The following is a 15,857-nucleotide window of genomic DNA, read 5'->3' as shown; positions in this document are numbered from 1 at the left end:
ATGGCTCGTCGCCTCCGCATCCGGCACGTCACCCACGTCTCCTACGCCCAGGCCGCGGTCTCCTCGCACAACGAGGTCCGCATGACCCCGCTGACGCTGCCCCGCCAGACCACCCTGGACTCCCGGGTCACCGTCAGCCCGACGGCCACCACCTGGTCGTACTGGGACTACTGGGGCACCCAGGTCACCGGCTTCGACCTGATGGACCCGCACGCCGACCTCACGATCACCGCCTCCAGCCTGGTCGAGACCCACACCCCGGACCCGCTCCCGCAGACACCCGACTGGCCGGAAATCGCCGCCCACACCGCACGCTCCCGCCTGCTGGAGTTCGCGGGTGACACGCCCCGTACGAAGCTCTCCGCCGAACTGGTGGAGCGGGCGAGGGACGCGTCGGCCGGCCTCGACCCGCACGAGACCGCCGCCGTCGTGTCGGCCCTGGTCGCCGACCGGGTCTCCTACCTCCCCGGCTCCACCGGCGTGACCACCTCCGCCGCCGAGGCGTGGGAGCAGGGTGCGGGCGTCTGCCAGGACATCGCCCATGTCACCCTCGCCCTGCTGCGGGGCCTGGGCCTGCCGACCCGCTATGTCTCCGGCTACCTCCACCCCGAGCGGGAGGCGGAGCTGCACCGGCCGGTCGCCGGGCAGAGCCACGCGTGGGTCGAGTACTGGGCGGGCGACTGGTGCGGCTACGACCCCACCAACCGCACCCGCGCCGACGACTCCCACGTGGTCGTCGGCCGGGGCCGCGACTACGACGACGTCACCCCGCACAAGGGCATCTACCGGGGCGTGGCGGGCGGCCTTCCGGAGGTGACGGTGGAGTTCACGCGGGTGGCGTGAAACGAGTCGCAGAGAGCTGAACAGGACCTCCGTTTGCCTAAAGCCTTTAGGAAGATGCACTATGGCTTCAGGTAAACAGGAGGACGTTCATGGTGCGCGCAGGACTGACCGCCGAGCGGCTGACGCGGGCGGGGGCCGAACTGGCCGACGAGGTCGGGTTCGAACAGGTCACCGTCTCGGAGCTGGCCCGGCGGTTCGACGTCAGGGTCGCGAGCCTGTACTCGCACGTCCGCAACTCCGAGGACCTGAAGACCCGGATCGCCCTGCTCGCCCTGGAGGAGCTCGCCGACCGGGGCGCCGCCGCGCTGGCCGGACGGGCCGGCAAGGACGCCCTGACCGCGCTGGCCGACGTCTACCGCGACTACGCCCGCGAACACCCCGGGCGCTACGCGGCGACCCGCTTCCCGCTCAGCCCGCAGGCGGCCGCCGACAGCGCCGGCCCCAGGCACGCCCACATGACCCGGGCGATCCTGCGCGGCTACGACCTGACCGAGCCGGACCAGACCCACGCGGTCCGGCTGCTCGGCAGCGTCTTCCACGGCTACGTCAGCCTGGAACTGGCGGGCGGTTTCAGCCACAGCGCCCCGGACAGCCAGGAGAGCTGGACGCGGATCCTGGACGCCCTCGACTCCCTGCTACGGAACTGGCCCACCCCATGACCTGGATCACCACTGCCCTCACCGCGGACCTGCTGCGCGGCGCCCTCGACGTCGAGCGCACCGAGCACGGTCTGCTCCCCCACCGGCTGCCCGCCTGGGCCCGCGCCCAGTACGCCGACCCACAGCTGGCCATGGCCGAGTCCCAGCCCTCCGGCGTACGGCTGGCCTTCCGCACCCGGGCCACCGCCGTCGAGCTGGACACCCGCCCCACCAAGCGGGTCTACGTAGGCGCCCCGCCCCGCCCGGACGGCGTGTACGAGCTGCTCGTCGACGGCCGCCCGGCCGGCCGGGGCAGCGTGACCGGCGGCGACACCCTCACCATCGACATGACCGCCGGAACCGCCGAGCACCGGTCCGGCCCGCCCGGCACCCTCCTCTTCACCGGCCTGCCCCAGACCGACAAGACCGTCGAGATCTGGCTGCCGCACAACGAGACCACCGAACTTCTCGCCCTGCGCACCGACGCCCCCGTCGGACCCGCCCCCGACCCGGGCCGCCCGGTCTGGCTGCACCACGGCAGCTCAATCAGCCACGGCTCGGACGCGGCGGGCCCCACCACCACCTGGCCGGCGCTCGCCGCGCACCTGGGCGGGGTCGAGCTGATCAACCTGGGACTGGGCGGCAGCGCCCTGCTCGACCCGTTCACCGCCCGGACCCTGCGGGACACCCCGGCCGACCTGATCAGCGTCAAGATCGGCATCAACCTGGTCAACGCCGACCTGATGCGGCTGCGCGCCTTCACCCCGGCCGTCCACGGCTTCCTCGACACCATCCGCGAGGGGCACCCCAGCACCCCGCTGCTGGTCGTCTCGCCGATCCTGTGCCCCATCCACGAGGACACCCCCGGCCCCAGCGCCCCGGACTTCAGCTCCCTGAGCACCGGACAGCTGCGGTTCCAGGCGATGGGCGACCCGGCGGAACGGGCGAGCGGCAAGCTCACCCTCGGCGTCATCCGGGACGAACTGGCCCGGATCGTCACCCAGCGATCGGCCGACGACCCGAACCTGCACCACCTCGACGGCCGCGAGCTCTACGGCGAACGGGACCACGCCGAGCTGCCGCTGCCCGACAACCTGCACCCGGACGCCGCCACCCACCGCCGCATCGGCGAACGCTTCGCCGAACTGGCCTTCACGAAGGGCGCCTTCGCCGACAGCGCCAGGACTGCCGGGACTGCCACGCCGGGCACGTAACCGGCCGGCCCGGTCGGCTACTTCAGCTTCGCCGCCGCGCAGTCGCTCTTGAACTCGCTGGTGCAGATGTCGGACACCTTGTAGATGCCGTCCTCGATCACCGTGCTCCTGATGTTGCTCTTCGTCAGGGCGACCACGGGGACCAGTTGCGCCGGGATTCCCTTGTCCGTGGGGCTGTCGACGCTCTCCGAGGCGAGGGCCTCGAACTGGATGTCCTTGCCCTGGACCTTCGCCACGGCCATCTCGGCGGCGGACTCGGCCTCCTGCGGGTACGACTTGTACACGCTCATGTACTGCTCGCCCGTGAGGATCCGCTGCACGGCGTCCAGTTCGGCGTCCTGACCGGTGACCGGCGGCAGCTTGGTGACACCGGCCTCCTTCAGGGCCTTGATGACACCGCCGGCCATGCCGTCGTTGGCGGAGTAGACGCCGACGATGTTGTGCGCGCCGATCGCCGCGATGGCCTGCTTCATGTTGGCCTCGGCGTTCGCGGGCTTCCAGTCGACGGTGTCGTACGACCGGGAGATGATGACCTTGCCCTGAAGCTCGGAGAGCGCGCCCGCCTTGAACTGCTTGGCGTTGGGGTCGGTGGACGAGCCGTTCATCATGACGATCTTCGAGGACGTGTCGACGTCCGACCCCAGGGCCTCCATGAGGGAGCGGCCCTGGACCTCGCCGACCAGTTCGTTGTCGAAGGAGACGTACGCGTCGATCGGGCCCTCGGCGAGGCGGTCGTAGGCGATGACGGGGATGCCCGCGTCCTTCGCCTTCTTCACATCGCCGGCTATGGCGTGCGCGTCGACGGCGTCCAGAATGATGACGTCGACCTGGTCGTCGACCATCTTCTGCAGCTGCTGGGCCTGCGTCTTCGCGTTCGCGTTCGCGTTGGCGTAATCGACCTTGCCCTGCTTGTCGGTGAGTTCGGCGACCTTGGCCTCGATGCTCGGGCGGTCGAACTTGTCGTAGCGGGTGTTCGCCTTCTCCGGCAGCAGCAGCCCCACCGTGATGTCGTTCCCCTTGGTCGGGCTCGCCTCGCTGCTGCTTCCGGTCACTCCCAACGCCCCGCATGCACTCAGGGACAGCGTGAGGGAACCTGCGGCGACTGCGATACCGCTACGACGTGTACGGGTGTTCACTGCGCGTGCCTTCCGAACGAGGGTGCGTATCGCGACCCAGGTGAGGGCAGCAAACGCTGCCTTCACCGAGCCGTCAAGGAGCTATCACTTATTGAGATAGCAAAGTTAAAGGTGTGGTTCCTGTGAAGATATGGGTCATCCGGGGTGGAAGACAACGTCGGCAGACGGAGAAGGACAGCAAAGGGGCCCGGAGGATTCTCCGGGCCCCTTCACACGCTCCAGCCACGCCCACGTGTCCGTGGTCACGCGGTCACGCGGTCACGCGGTCACGCTGCGGTCAGTCCGAGGACTGCTGCCGCTTCGGCCGCCACACCACCAGCGCGCTGGTCTGCTGGACCTCCTGGTACGGGACCAGGTCGCGGCGGTACGAGGCGTGCACCGCCGCCTCGCGCTGCTGCATCGCGGCCGCCGCGCCGTCCAGGGCCGCCTGCAGCTCCGCGACGCGGGACTGGAGGGCGGCGACCTGGTTCTCCAGCTCGATGATCCGCTTGATGCCGGCCAGGTTGACGCCCTCGTCCTGCGACAACTGCTGCACCTGGCGCAGCAGTTCGATGTCGCGGGCCGAGTAGCGGCGGCCCCGGCCGGCGGTGCGGTCCGGGGAGACGAGGCCGAGGCGGTCGTACTGGCGCAGGGTCTGCGGGTGCAGGCCGGACAGCTGGGCCGCCACCGAGATGACGTAAACCGGGGTTTCCTCGGTCAGTTCATACGGGTTGCGTCGACGACCGTCCACCTGACTCATGCTCCCTTCGCGGCCTGGAACAGCTCCGCCCGCGGGTCCTCACCCGCGGTCGCCTCGCGATACACCTCAAGCGCGTCACGAGCCTTCCCCGTAACGTCCTTCGGGACACTCACCTCGACGGTGACCAACAGGTCGCCGCGGGTGCCGTCCTTGCGGACCGCGCCCTTCCCGCGGGCGCGCATGGTGCGGCCGTTGGGCGTGCCCGGCGGCAGCTTCAGCGTCACCGGCGGTCCGCCCAGGGTGGGCACCCTGACCTCGCCGCCGAGGGCCGCCTCGGCGAACGTGACCGGGACGGTCACCGTGAGGTTGTCGCCCTTGCGGCCGAAGACCGGGTGGGCGTCGACATGCACGGTGACGTACAGATCGCCCGCGGGACCGCCGCGTTCACCGGGCGCGCCCTTGCCGCGCAGGCGGATGCGCTGGCTGTCCATGACCCCCGCGGGGATGCGGACCTGCATGGTCCGCGAGGACTTGGCGCGTCCGCTGCCGTGGCAGACCTCGCAGGGGTCCTCGGCGATCAGGCCGCGGCCCTTGCAGTCCGGGCAGGGATCGGTCAGCGAGAAACCTCCGCCGGAACCCCGCGCCACCTGGCCGGTGCCGACGCAGGTCGGGCAGACCCGCGGGTTGCCGTTCTTGTCGCCGGTGCCCGAACAGGCCTTGCACGGCTGCTGACTTGACATGCGCAGCGGGACCGTCGCGCCCTCGATCGCCTCGGTGAAGCTGAGGGTGACCTCGGACTCGATGTCCTGGCCGCGCCTGGGCTGCGTACGCGTGCCCGTGCCCGCGCCGCCCCGGTTGAACAGGCCCCCGAAGACGTCACCGAGTCCGCCGCCGAAGCCGCCGGCTCCCCCGCCGCCCTGGGCGCCGCCTCCGAAGAGGTCGCCCAGGTCGAAGTTGAAGGAACCGCCGGCGCCCGGGCCCGGCCCGGGACGGAAGCCGCCGCTTCCGAACAGGGCGCGTGCCTCGTCGTACTCCTTGCGCTTCTTGGGGTCACCGAGGATGTCGTTGGCCTCGGAGATCTCCTTGAAGCGCTCCTCCGCCTTGACGTTTCCCTTGTTGGCGTCCGGGTGGAACTCGCGGGCGAGCTTCCGGTACGCCTTCTTGATCTCGGCCTCGGTGGCGTCCTTGGGGACGCCGAGGACCTTGTAGTAGTCCTTCTCGATGAAGTCCTTGGTGCTCATCCCCGACGCCCCTCCTTCCTTATCGGCCTTCTCGGTTCAAGCTCAGCCCTCGTCCGGGCCACCGCTCTCCTTGTCGTCGCCCTCTGTGTTCGCGTCCGTCCCCTCGGTCCCGTCTGCCTTGACGGTCTGGGCCCCCGGCTGCGGTTCGGCCACGGCCACCCGCGCGGGGCGGATGGTGCGCTCGCCGATCCGGTACCCGGGCTGCAGAATCGCCACGCACGTCGTCTCGGTGACGTCCGGCGCGTAGCTGTGCATCAGCGCCTCGTGGATCGTCGGGTCGAAGGGCTCGCCCTCCTTGCCGAACTGCTGCAGACCCATCTTGGCCGCGGTGGTCTCCAGCGACTCCGCGACGGACTTGAAGCCGCCGACGAGTTCGCCGTGCTCCCGGGCGCGGCCGATGTCGTCGAGCACGGGCAGGAGTTCGGTCAGGAGGTTCGCGATGGCGATCTCCTTGACCGCGATCCGGTCACGCTCGACCCGGCGGCGGTAGTTCTGGAACTCGGCCTGGAGCCGCTGGAGGTCCGCGGTGCGCTCCTCGAGCGCCTTGCGGGCCTGGTCCAGCTGGGCCGTCAGACCGGCGGTCTGTGCTGCTGCGTCCCCGGCCGGGGCCGCCCCCTCCTCCGCGGAGGGGGAGGCGGCCTGCGGCTCGGCGTCGTCGGGGGTGGCGCCGGAGGGGACGTCGGGCTTCTCTTCGAAGCCCGGGGTCTCCTCCGTCACGCGGCACCGTCCTTGCGCTCGTCGTCCACGATCTCGGCGTCCACGACGTCGTCGTCGGCCTTGGTGTCACCGGCGGCGGCACCCTCCTCGGAGGCGCCGCCGGCGGCCTGCCCGGCGTCGGCGTACATGGCCTGGCCGAGCTTCTGCGAGACCGCGGCGACCTTCTCGGTGGCCGTACGGATCTCAGCTGTGTCCTCGCCCTTGAGCGCGTCCTTCAGCTCGGTGACCGCGGCCTCGACCTCGGTCTTGATCTCGCCGGGGACCTTGTCCTCGTTGTCCTTGAGGAACTTCTCCGTCTGGTAGACGAGCTGCTCGCCCTGGTTGCGGGTCTCGGCGGCCTCGCGGCGGCGGTGGTCCTCCTCCGCGTACTGCTCGGCCTCCTGGCGCATCCGGTCGACCTCGTCCTTCGGCAGCGAGGAGCCGCCGGTGACGGTCATCTTCTGCTCCTTGCCCGTGCCGAGGTCCTTCGCGGTCACGTGCATGATGCCGTTGGCGTCGATGTCGAAGGACACCTCGATCTGCGGGACGCCGCGGGGCGCCGGCGGCAGACCGGTCAGCTCGAACATGCCGAGCTTCTTGTTGTACGCCGCGATCTCGCGCTCACCCTGGTAGACCTGGATCTGCACCGACGGCTGGTTGTCCTCGGCCGTGGTGAAGATCTCCGAACGCTTCGTCGGGATCGTGGTGTTGCGCTCGATCAGCTTGGTCATGATGCCGCCCTTGGTCTCGATACCGAGGGACAGCGGGGTCACGTCGAGGAGCAGGACGTCCTTGACCTCACCCTTGAGGACACCGGCCTGGAGCGAGGCGCCGATGGCGACGACCTCGTCCGGGTTCACACCCTTGTTGGCCTCCTTGCCGCCCGTCAGTTCCTTGACGATCTCGGCGACGGCGGGCATACGGGTGGAGCCACCGACGAGGACGACGTGGTCGATCTCGTTGATGGAGATGCCGGCGTCCTTGATGACGTTGTGGAACGGCGTCTTGCAGCGCTCCAGCAGGTCCGCGGTCAGCTGCTGGAACTGGGCGCGGGTGAGCTTCTCGTCCAGGTGCAGCGGGCCCTCGGCGGACGCCGTGATGTAGGGCAGGTTGATCGAGGTCTCGGTGGAGCTGGACAGCTCGATCTTGGCCTTCTCGGCCGCCTCACGCAGACGCTGCAGCGCCATCTTGTCCTTGGCCAGGTCCACGCCGTGACCGGACTTGAACTGCTGCACCAGGTAGTCGACGACACGCTGGTCCCAGTCGTCGCCACCGAGGTGGTTGTCGCCGTTGGTGGCCTTCACCTCGACGACGCCGTCGCCGATCTCCAGCAGGGACACGTCGAAGGTGCCGCCACCGAGGTCGAAGACGAGGATCGTCTGGTCGTCCTTGTCCAGGCCGTACGCGAGCGCCGCCGCGGTCGGCTCGTTGACGATGCGCAGGACGTTGAGACCGGCGATCTCGCCGGCTTCCTTCGTCGCCTGGCGCTCGGAGTCGTTGAAGTACGCCGGGACGGTGATGACCGCGTCCGTGACCTTCTCGCCCAGGTACGACTCGGCGTCCCGCTTGAGCTTCTGCAGGATGAACGCCGAGATCTGCTGCGGGTTGAAGGGCTTCCCGTCGAGCTCGATCTTCCAGTCGGTGCCCATGTGACGCTTCACCGACCGGATGGTCCGGTCCACGTTGGTCACCGCCTGCCGCTTGGCGACCTCGCCGACGAGCACCTCGCCGTTCTTGGCAAAGGCGACGACGGACGGCGTGGTCCTGGCACCCTCGGCGTTGGTGATGACGGTGGGCTCGCCGCCCTCCAGAACGCTGACGACGGAGTTAGTCGTGCCCAGGTCGATGCCGACCGCACGTGCCATGGTGATCTTCCTCCAGCTGACTTGAGTGGAACGGACTCAAGTGTGCATGACGCCCAGCCTTCGGTCAACAGACCTGAGTCAAGCAGACTCAAGTCTTATCCATCTCTTATACGCAAGGCCGCTCCGACCTGCACCGTTACCGGGTCTCCGCAGAACCGGACCAGGCTTCCCACGAGGTCGTCGATCTCGTGGGCGCACTCGGACAGCACCGCGGAGGACCTTCCCCGGGGGTCCGCGACGTCGTCCTCCTCCGCCGGGACCGGGGCCGCGTGCCCCCGGCGGGCGGCGGCGGCCGCGACCACCGCGGCGAAGTCGCCGGCGCCGTCCGGCCGCCGCCCGTCCCCGTCGGCTTCCCCGCCGGCGAGCCGCACGAACTCCTTCAGGGTGAAGCAGCGCCGCATCGCCGACGGCGCGAGGCGTACGGCCGCCTCGCGGTGCTCGCCGGCGAGCCCGAGCACCAGCGCCGATCCCAGGACGAGTGGGGCGGTGAGCGGGCGCGAGACGAAGCCGGACCCGTCGCCGCCCAGCCGCTCCAGCACCGCCCGGGTGGAGTCCTCCATGCCCGGGCACGGCCAGGCCTGCGTACCGGCGCTCTCCGGCCGCAGGGCCGAGCCGCGCGGCAACCGGGCGGCCAGCAGCCGCTCGGCGAGCGCCGAACGGTGCACGTTGCCGGTGCAGACGAACAGGACCCGCATCACCCCTCGCCGGCCCCGCCTGCTCCACCGGTCCCCGCGGCCATGGCCTCCTCGTCACGGGGCGCCGACGTCCGGGGAGCGGGCAGCTCACCGTAGCTCTGGTAGCCGTACCGGCCGCCCTTGGAGACCGCAGCCATGCTGAAGACGGTACCGAGGACGCGCACGCCCACCCGCTCCAGCGATTCCGCGGCGGCGCGCACCTGGTCGCGCCTGGTCCTGGCGGCACGGACGACGAGCAGCGTGCCCTGGGCGAGCGAGGCGAGACCCAGGGTGTCCGCGACCGGCAGCAGCGGCGCGGTGTCGACGATCACCACCTCGTACAGGTCCGCCAGCTCCTTCAGCACCTCCTCCATGCGCGCCGAGGCGAGCAGCTCGGTGGGGTTCGGCGGTACCGCGCCGCTGGCCAGCACCGACAGTCCGCCCGCGACCTCCTGCGTCACGTCGGCGATCCGGGCCTGCCCGATGAGCACGGTGGTCAGGCCGGCGTCCCGGACCAGACCGAAGGCCGGGGCCACGCACGGCCGGCGCAGGTCCGCGTCCACCAGGCAGGTGGCCACGCCCGCCTCGGCCAGCGAGAGGGCGAGGTTGATCGCGGTGTTGGTCTTGCCCTCACCCGGCACCGAACTCGTCACCACGATGATCCGTGGCGGGTCGTCGACCTGCGAGAACTGCAGGTTGGTGCGCAGCTTGCGGAAGGCCTCGGCGCGCCGGGAGTGCCCGTCGGCGGCGACGAGCGGCTGCTTGGGGGCGTTCTTGTCGTACGGGATGGTGGCGAGCCCCGGCAGTGCGGTGAACTCGGTCAGCGTCTCGACCGTCTTGAGCGTGGTGTCGAGCGTCTCGCGCAACGCGACGACGCCGGCGCCGAGCAGCAGGCCGGCGAGCACACCCGCGCCCAGGTTCAGCAGCGGCCGGGGCGAGACCGGGCCGGCGGGGGCGACGGCTTCCTGCGTGACACGCAGGGAGACGGGGGAGGTCTCCGCGCCGGTCCGGCTCTTGCGCTTGGAGCCGGGCAGGTGCTTGGGCGTCTCCAGCCGCTCGACGACCGAACTGAACCGCTCCGCCACCGCGTTGGCGATCCGCGCGGCACGCCGGGGCTCGACATCCCGGACAGTGATGTCGATGAGCACGGTGTTGAGGGGCGCCTGGGCGGTGATCCGGGACGCCAACTCCTCCGGCGTGGTGCGCAGCCCCAGCTCCTTCACCACGGGCACGGTCACCTGCCGGGTCGTCACGATCTCGGCGTACGACTGCACCCGCGCCTGGGAGAAGCTCTGGCCCAGGCTCAGCTGGGCGGTGTCCTGCCCGCTGCGGGTGGCCACGAAGAGCTGGGTTCTGGCCTCGTAGACGGCGGTGCTCAAACTCGTCGCGGTGAGCGCCGTCCCGACCGCGAGAACCAGGCTGACGGCGACGGTCGGCCAGCGTCGCGCGAGAGCTTTCAGGAAGCCGTGGAGATCCAAGCTGCACCCCTCATCGAACCGAGGGAACCACCCGGATTGGGATGTTCTGTTCCCTGTGGACGCAGCCGACCATAGGGACTCGCACGCACCGAGCGGGGGAGCCACCCTCATGCGGGGCCGTCGTGAGGACAACCGCTAGCCCATCCGGGGACTTCTTGGCCGTGTCACGCCGAAGGCAGTCCTATATCCCACTTTTTCCGTGTATCCAGATCTCGACGACGGCCGATCGCCTGGCCTGAACCGAGTGGAGGAGAGTGAACATGACGAGATCGCCCGGATGGCGAGGCGCGCTGGCATCGGCTGCCGTGCTCGTCGCCGCGCCGCTGGCAGGGGCGCAGACAGCCCACGCGCAGTCCGGGGGGCCGTACCCCCCGCCGTACCCGCCACCGCCCCATTGCCTGACGCTCAGCGCCACCACCGTGCACGCCGGAGGCCGACTGGGCTTCCACGGCACGGGCTTCGCTCCGCGGCAGCGTGTCGAGGCGGAGCTGAGGTCGTTCGCCGTGGTGCTGGGCACCTTCACGGCGGACCGGTACGGAGAGGTCACCGACACGGTGACCATCCCCCGGCGCACCCAGCCGGGGTTCCACCACTTCGAACTGATCGCCCGGCATCCCCACCGGAAGTGCGCCGTCGACATCAAGGTGCTGCACACGAAGGACCGGGCACTCCTGGCCGACCCCGTCAACACCACGACCAACACCACGACGTACGACGACAAGCAGCCCGAGCGCGCGGGCCTCGCGAACACGGGCAGTGGAAAGGCTCTGGCACTGGGCGGGGCCGCGGCGGGGCTGATCGCCGCAGGCGGTGGCACGATGCTCGCCGTGCGCCGCCGCCGCAGTTCATGACGGACCGGGACACCGGTACGGCACCCAGGCGTCCCGGCTTCGGCCGGGGCGCCGTCCGTTTGCCGGGGACGGGCCGCCTCGACCGGGCGCCCGTCCTTCGCCGTGCGCTCGTGTACGCCCTGCCCGCCGTCGCGGCGCTCGCACTGGCCGGCGCCGCCTGGATCGCGGTCACCGGATGGCTCGCCCGCACCGAACTGCTCGCGGCCCAGCAGGACCTCGACGCGCTGCGGCGGACCGTGACCACCGCACCGGCACTCGGCACGGCCGAGGAACAGCAGCGTGCGGTGCGGTCCGCGGCGGCCCACGCCGCGCGGGCCCACGGCCTCACCACAGGCCCGGCCTGGTACTGCGCCGCCCGGCTGCCCTTCGTCGGCGGCCCGCTGCGGACCGTGCGGGGTGCCGCGTCCGCGGCGGACCGCCTGTCCGCCGGTGTCCTGGCCCCACTGGTGCGCGCCCTGCCGGCACCGGACGGCGGCGACGGGATGTCCGGGGCGCTGGAGTCCTTGCGGCAACACGCGCCGGACGTAGTCCGGGCGGCAGATGTCGCCACCCGTGTACAGGCCGATGTGCACGGGCTGCCCCGGTCCACCTGGCTGCCGGCGGCCGACCGGGCCCGGGCCGGCCTCGCGCGGCAGATCGACCGTCTCACCCCAGCGATGACCGACGCCTCCGTGGCGGCCCGCGTCCTGCCGTCCCTCCTGGGCGACCAGGGGAAACGCCGCTACTTCCTCGCGTTCCAGAACACCGCCGAGGCACGCGGCACCGGAGGTGTCGCCGGCGCCTTCGCGGTGCTGCGGACCGACCGGGGCCATGTGTCGTTCGAGCGGTTCGGCAACAACACCGAGATGGCTGCGGCCCGGGCGAACATCGATCTGGGCGCCGAGTTCGCGGACCGCTACGCGGCCAGCGCTCCCACCCGCGTGTGGGCCAACTCCAACCTCAGCCCCCACTTCCCCGACGCCGCCCGCATCTGGGCCGCGGCGTGGCGCGACCACACCGGCGAGCGCGTGGACGGAGCGATCGCCCTCGACCCGGCCACGCTGGCCCGTTTCCTGCGAGTCACCGGCCCCGCCCGCATGGCCGACGGCACCCAACTCACCGCCGACAACATCCTGGACCTCACCGAGCGGGCCAGCTACGCACGGTACGACGACGTCACCCGGCGCAAGGCCTTCTTCGTCGACGCGGCCCGCGCCGTCGCCGCACCCCTGCTCGCCGCGTACGCCGACACGCGTCGGCTGCCCGCCCTGTTCGCCGCCGTCCACGAGGCCCAGCGCGACGGCCGGCTGCGGCTGTGGAGCGCCCACCCGCGGGAACAGCGGCTCTTGGAGACACGCCCCTACGCGGGCACACTCCCGGACACCCCGGGGCCCTTCGCGGGACTGGTGGTCAACAACGCGGCGGGCTCGAAGTTGGACTACTACCTGGACCGGAGCCTGGTCTGGGAGGCGAACGGCTGCGCCGACGGCGGGCGCGCGGTCACCGTGACGGCGACCCTGACCAACCGAGCCCCTTCCGCCGGCCTGCCCGGCTACGTCACGCTGCGGGAGGACCACCCGCCCTACCGCACCCGGCCGGGCGACAACCGGCTGCTGGTGTCGTACTACGCCGGAGCCGGAGCCGGCCTCACCGGCGCCACCGTGGACGGCCGCACCGCGCTGCTGGCATCCGGCACCGAACGCGGCCACCCCGTGTACACGCTCGATCTGGAACTGCCCGCGGGCACCAGCCGCACGCTGGTGCTGCACCTGTGGGAACCGCACGCGGACGGCAGGCCGGTCCTGCTGCGCCAGCCCCTGGTGACGCCCTTGCGGGCCACGCTGAAGCCGGGCAGCGCCTGCGGCACCCGAACGAATGGCACCGCACAGGGGCCTATCGGGTGACAGTTCGCCCCGGCGCGGCGTCGCACCCGGCTCGGCTCACAACGCCGTACACACTCGACCAGACCCTTTAATCCCACTTGGAGGGCGCATGTGGCTGTTCGGGGAGACCCTTCCCCAGCTACCGGCGGCACGGCAGCCGTGGACACGGGTCGTCGACGAACAGCCACCGGCCGGACGCGGCACCGGAAAACCCTTCTGGTACGCGCCGGCCGCCGTCCTCGGTGACGCGGTCGGCGCCCTCGTGCCGGCGTACCTGGCCTTCACTCCGACCGACAGCGCGAAGGCCGTGACCGTCGCGGTGGTGGCGGCCGTGGCCTGGCTGCTCGTGCGCGCCGCGCGGGACCGTTACGCCGCAGGCCGTCTCGGTGAGGGCGCCGCTCTGCGCGCCGCGCTGCACGACTGGCTGGTCATGGTCGGCATGCTCGCGGTGGTCCGGGCGGCGACGGGCGAGAACTCCCCGTTCCTCCTCGCGCTCACCGCGCTGTTGCCCTCCGCGCCGACGAGCGCGCTCGTGCACACGCTGATCCGCCGGCATCTGATCGCCCGGCGTCGCGACGGCCGGGCCGTGCACCGGGCCCTGGTGATCGGGGAGGCGGACGCCGTCGACAACCTGGTCGGGCACCTCGCGCGGCGGACCGAGCACGAGTTCGTCGTCGTCGGCGTGTGTCCGATCGGCGAGCAGGACCCGCAGTCGCTGGCCCCCGTCGCGGCCCGCCTGGACAGCTGCGAACCCCCGCGCCTGACGGCCGACTCGACCGCGGTGCTGGAGGCGGCCCGGCGGCTGGGCGTGGACGCGGTCCTCGTCGTACCGGGACCGCACCTGAACGGAACGCGCCTGCGCCGGCTGTCCTGGGCCCTGCACGGCGAAGGCCGCCGGCTCGTGGTCGTACCGGGCCTGACCGAGGTGTCCCGGCGCCGGGTGGACGTCTTCTCGGTGGCCGGACTCACCATGCTGAACGTCACCCCGCCCCTGCGGCGGGGGCTCGCCGCCGCGGTGAAGTCGGTGACCGACCGGGTGGGCGCGGCGCTGCTCATCGCGCTGCTCGTCCCCGTGTTCGCGGCCGTCGCCCTGGTCGTACGCCTGGACTCCCCGGGACCCGTCGTGCACCGGCAGACCCGTGTCGGACGCCGCGGGGCGCCGTTCACCATGCTCAAGTTCCGCACCATGGTCGTCGACGCCGAACGGCTGCGGCAGCAGCTGGCCGGCACCAACGAGCAGGACGGCCGGATGTTCAAGATCCGCCGTGATCCCCGCATCACCCGCGCCGGCCGCCTGCTGCGCCGCTGCTCCCTGGACGAACTGCCCCAGCTGTTCAACGTGGTGCGCGGGGACATGTCCCTGGTCGGCCCACGTCCGCCGCTGCCCGACGAGGTCGCCCGCTACAACGAGGTCGAACTGCGCAGACTCGCCGTCAAGCCGGGCCTCACCGGCCTGTGGCAGGTCAGCGGGCGCTCGAACCTTTCATGGGACGAGACGATCGCCCTGGACCTCGGATACGTGGACAACTGGTCGCCGTCGGTGGACCTCGGAGTGCTGCTGCGGACGGTGCGGGCCGTCATCGCGGGCACCGGAGCGTACTGAACCGCCGGTCAGGGATACCGGAGCGATGAGTACAACTGGACCGACCGCGCGTACAGCGGCTTCAGGCGGTGGCGCATGCGATCGGAGGTGAGTCTCTCAACGAAGCCGCACGCGGCGTTCAGGACAGCGCGCTGAGGGGTGACCGGCCCGAGCGCCGACATCATCGCACCGGCCCGCTCACGGAATTCGTCCTCCGGCGCCGTCCAGAACCAGGAACCGGGGTCGACCGCGGCCCCGTACATACGCTGAAAGCCCAAGTCCTTCTCATGGGTGAGGTTCCACCAGGTCAGGTCCAGGATGGTGGCACGGTCGGTCAGATAGCGCCGCCAAGGCGTGGTCGGAATGACGCGAGTGTGACTGCTCATCTCCGACACCGGCACCCCACGCAGCGCGTAGTTCATGAACTGCTCGTCCGTGGAGAGCCCCAGCTTGCCGTGTCGATGCCGTTCCAGGCTCCATCGCCAGGCCCGCTCAAGGCGTTCCAGCAACACACCGCCGTGCTGCTCCGGAATTACATAGAAGGATCCGCTGTACGGCTGATGCCTGCCGCACCTCTCACCGAGCTCCACGTGGATCTCGTCGCACAGATCCCAATACCAGTCCCACTCCTTCGCTTGCGGGCGCATCAGTTCCGGTTCGAACTGAGCCCCGACCCGGTCGCCGACGGCGAGGAGCATGTCGTGCAGTGGACGTACGCAGAGGATGTCCGGTTCGATGAAGACTTGGGTCCCCCCTCGTCCGTGCAGTGCCTCCATCGCGTCCAGGTGATAGAGCGAACTGACCCACCCCTTGCCGAATCCCTCCGGCGGGCGGTGCGAGAACGGTGCCAGCACGATCTCCACGCCGATACGGGCCAGTTGCCCCGCGTACGGCTCCGGCAACGGCTCCGTCGTGACAAGGACCAGCTCCACCTCCGGATTCCAGCGGCGAACGGAACCATAGGCCGACGCCATACAGCGGAAATACGCCAGAGCCGGCTCCTCACCCAGCCGACCGCGACACTGGGTGCTCTCAGCACGCGCCATCCGGACGAAGGCCATCGCCACCGTCACACGGCCCGTCGCGGAAACCGTCATC

General features: G+C 70.9%; 14 protein-coding genes. 6 read left to right on the top strand and 8 right to left on the bottom strand.

Features of this window, described 5'->3' with window-relative positions:
* The 3 genes from ACIBK3_RS27075 (at position 1) to ACIBK3_RS27065 (ending at position 2,695) form a co-directional block, all read left to right on the top strand.
* Entirely contained in the window at positions 1-843 is an 843-nt protein-coding gene (locus ACIBK3_RS27075; protein WP_399369602.1) for a transglutaminase domain-containing protein, read from the top strand.
* A gap of 89 nt (positions 844-932) precedes the next feature.
* Positions 933-1,502: a TetR/AcrR family transcriptional regulator gene (locus ACIBK3_RS27070; protein ID WP_399369600.1), complete on the top strand. Its 570-nt coding sequence runs from the start codon at positions 933-935 to the stop codon at positions 1,500-1,502.
* Positions 1,499-2,695: a GDSL-type esterase/lipase family protein gene (locus tag ACIBK3_RS27065; RefSeq protein WP_399369598.1), complete on the top strand. Its 1,197-nt coding sequence runs from the start codon at positions 1,499-1,501 to the stop codon at positions 2,693-2,695. The genes ACIBK3_RS27070 and ACIBK3_RS27065 overlap by 4 nt, the downstream gene beginning before the upstream one ends.
* 17 nt (positions 2,696-2,712) lie before the next feature.
* On the opposite strand, the gene ACIBK3_RS27060 is transcribed toward ACIBK3_RS27065, so the two are convergent.
* From ACIBK3_RS27060 to ACIBK3_RS27030, 7 genes are all read right to left on the bottom strand, one after another.
* Positions 2,713-3,831 carry a sugar ABC transporter substrate-binding protein gene (locus tag ACIBK3_RS27060; RefSeq protein WP_399369597.1) on the bottom strand — a complete coding sequence of 373 codons (1,119 nt, stop codon included), beginning with the start codon at positions 3,829-3,831 and terminating at the stop codon, positions 2,713-2,715.
* Positions 3,832-4,108: 277 nt separating this feature from the next.
* Entirely contained in the window at positions 4,109-4,561 is a 453-nt protein-coding gene (locus ACIBK3_RS27055) for a heat shock protein transcriptional repressor HspR (RefSeq protein WP_399370006.1), read from the bottom strand.
* Between the two features lie 5 nt (positions 4,562-4,566).
* Positions 4,567-5,751 carry a molecular chaperone DnaJ gene (dnaJ, locus tag ACIBK3_RS27050; protein ID WP_399369595.1) on the bottom strand — a complete coding sequence of 395 codons (1,185 nt, stop codon included), beginning with the start codon at positions 5,749-5,751 and terminating at the stop codon, positions 4,567-4,569.
* 42 nt (positions 5,752-5,793) lie between these two features.
* On the bottom strand, positions 5,794-6,468 hold the full coding sequence (gene grpE / locus ACIBK3_RS27045; RefSeq protein ID WP_399369593.1) for a nucleotide exchange factor GrpE: 675 nt from the start codon (positions 6,466-6,468) through the stop codon (positions 5,794-5,796).
* A complete protein-coding gene (gene dnaK / locus ACIBK3_RS27040) occupies positions 6,465-8,312 on the bottom strand; it encodes a molecular chaperone DnaK (RefSeq protein ID WP_399369591.1) in 1,848 nt (615 codons plus the stop codon). The genes grpE and dnaK overlap by 4 nt, the downstream gene beginning before the upstream one ends.
* A 95-nt stretch (positions 8,313-8,407) precedes the next feature.
* Entirely contained in the window at positions 8,408-9,007 is a 600-nt protein-coding gene (locus tag ACIBK3_RS27035; protein WP_399369589.1) for a low molecular weight phosphatase family protein, read from the bottom strand.
* Positions 9,007-10,464, bottom strand: coding sequence for a polysaccharide biosynthesis tyrosine autokinase (locus tag ACIBK3_RS27030; RefSeq protein ID WP_399369587.1), 1,458 nt, complete (start codon positions 10,462-10,464; stop codon positions 9,007-9,009). The genes ACIBK3_RS27035 and ACIBK3_RS27030 overlap by 1 nt, the downstream gene beginning before the upstream one ends.
* A gap of 260 nt (positions 10,465-10,724) precedes the next feature.
* Here ACIBK3_RS27030 and ACIBK3_RS27025 point away from each other — a divergent pair, with 260 nt between their 5' ends.
* The 3 genes from ACIBK3_RS27025 to ACIBK3_RS27015 all read left to right on the top strand — a co-directional run bounded on the left by ACIBK3_RS27025 (position 10,725) and on the right by ACIBK3_RS27015 (position 14,780).
* A complete protein-coding gene (locus ACIBK3_RS27025; RefSeq protein WP_399369585.1) occupies positions 10,725-11,315 on the top strand; it encodes a hypothetical protein in 591 nt (196 codons plus the stop codon).
* Entirely contained in the window at positions 11,312-13,198 is a 1,887-nt protein-coding gene (locus tag ACIBK3_RS27020) for a DUF4012 domain-containing protein (RefSeq protein WP_399369583.1), read from the top strand. Before ACIBK3_RS27025 ends, ACIBK3_RS27020 begins: the two co-directional genes overlap by 4 nt.
* An 88-nt stretch (positions 13,199-13,286) precedes the next feature.
* Entirely contained in the window at positions 13,287-14,780 is a 1,494-nt protein-coding gene (locus ACIBK3_RS27015; RefSeq protein WP_399369581.1) for a sugar transferase, read from the top strand.
* A gap of 8 nt (positions 14,781-14,788) precedes the next feature.
* Here ACIBK3_RS27015 and ACIBK3_RS27010 read toward each other — a convergent pair whose 3' ends face one another.
* Positions 14,789-15,856: a hypothetical protein gene (locus tag ACIBK3_RS27010; protein WP_399369579.1), complete on the bottom strand. Its 1,068-nt coding sequence runs from the start codon at positions 15,854-15,856 to the stop codon at positions 14,789-14,791.
* Position 15,857 lies beyond the last annotated feature (1 nt).

The sequence above is a fragment of the Streptomyces sp. NPDC050287 genome, from assembly GCF_044459385.1.
Classification (GTDB): Bacteria; Actinomycetota; Actinomycetes; order Streptomycetales; family Streptomycetaceae; genus Streptomyces.
This window is presented reverse-complemented; position numbering and strand designations above follow the sequence as displayed.

Coding starts and splice junctions, on each gene's coding strand:
- ACIBK3_RS27075 (WP_399369602.1), top strand. CDS start 1: ATGGCTCGTCGCCTCCGCATCCGGCACGTCACCCACGTCTCCTACGCC.
- ACIBK3_RS27070 (WP_399369600.1), top strand. CDS start 933: ATGGTGCGCGCAGGACTGACCGCCGAGCGGCTGACGCGGGCGGGGGCC.
- ACIBK3_RS27065 (WP_399369598.1), top strand. CDS start 1,499: ATGACCTGGATCACCACTGCCCTCACCGCGGACCTGCTGCGCGGCGCC.
- dnaJ (WP_399369595.1), bottom strand. CDS start 5,751: ATGAGCACCAAGGACTTCATCGAGAAGGACTACTACAAGGTCCTCGGC.
- dnaK (WP_399369591.1), bottom strand. CDS start 8,312: ATGGCACGTGCGGTCGGCATCGACCTGGGCACGACTAACTCCGTCGTC.
- ACIBK3_RS27035 (WP_399369589.1), bottom strand. CDS start 9,007: ATGCGGGTCCTGTTCGTCTGCACCGGCAACGTGCACCGTTCGGCGCTC.
- ACIBK3_RS27025 (WP_399369585.1), top strand. CDS start 10,725: ATGACGAGATCGCCCGGATGGCGAGGCGCGCTGGCATCGGCTGCCGTG.
- ACIBK3_RS27020 (WP_399369583.1), top strand. CDS start 11,312: ATGACGGACCGGGACACCGGTACGGCACCCAGGCGTCCCGGCTTCGGC.
- ACIBK3_RS27015 (WP_399369581.1), top strand. CDS start 13,287: ATGTGGCTGTTCGGGGAGACCCTTCCCCAGCTACCGGCGGCACGGCAG.
- ACIBK3_RS27010 (WP_399369579.1), bottom strand. CDS start 15,856: ATGACGGTTTCCGCGACGGGCCGTGTGACGGTGGCGATGGCCTTCGTC.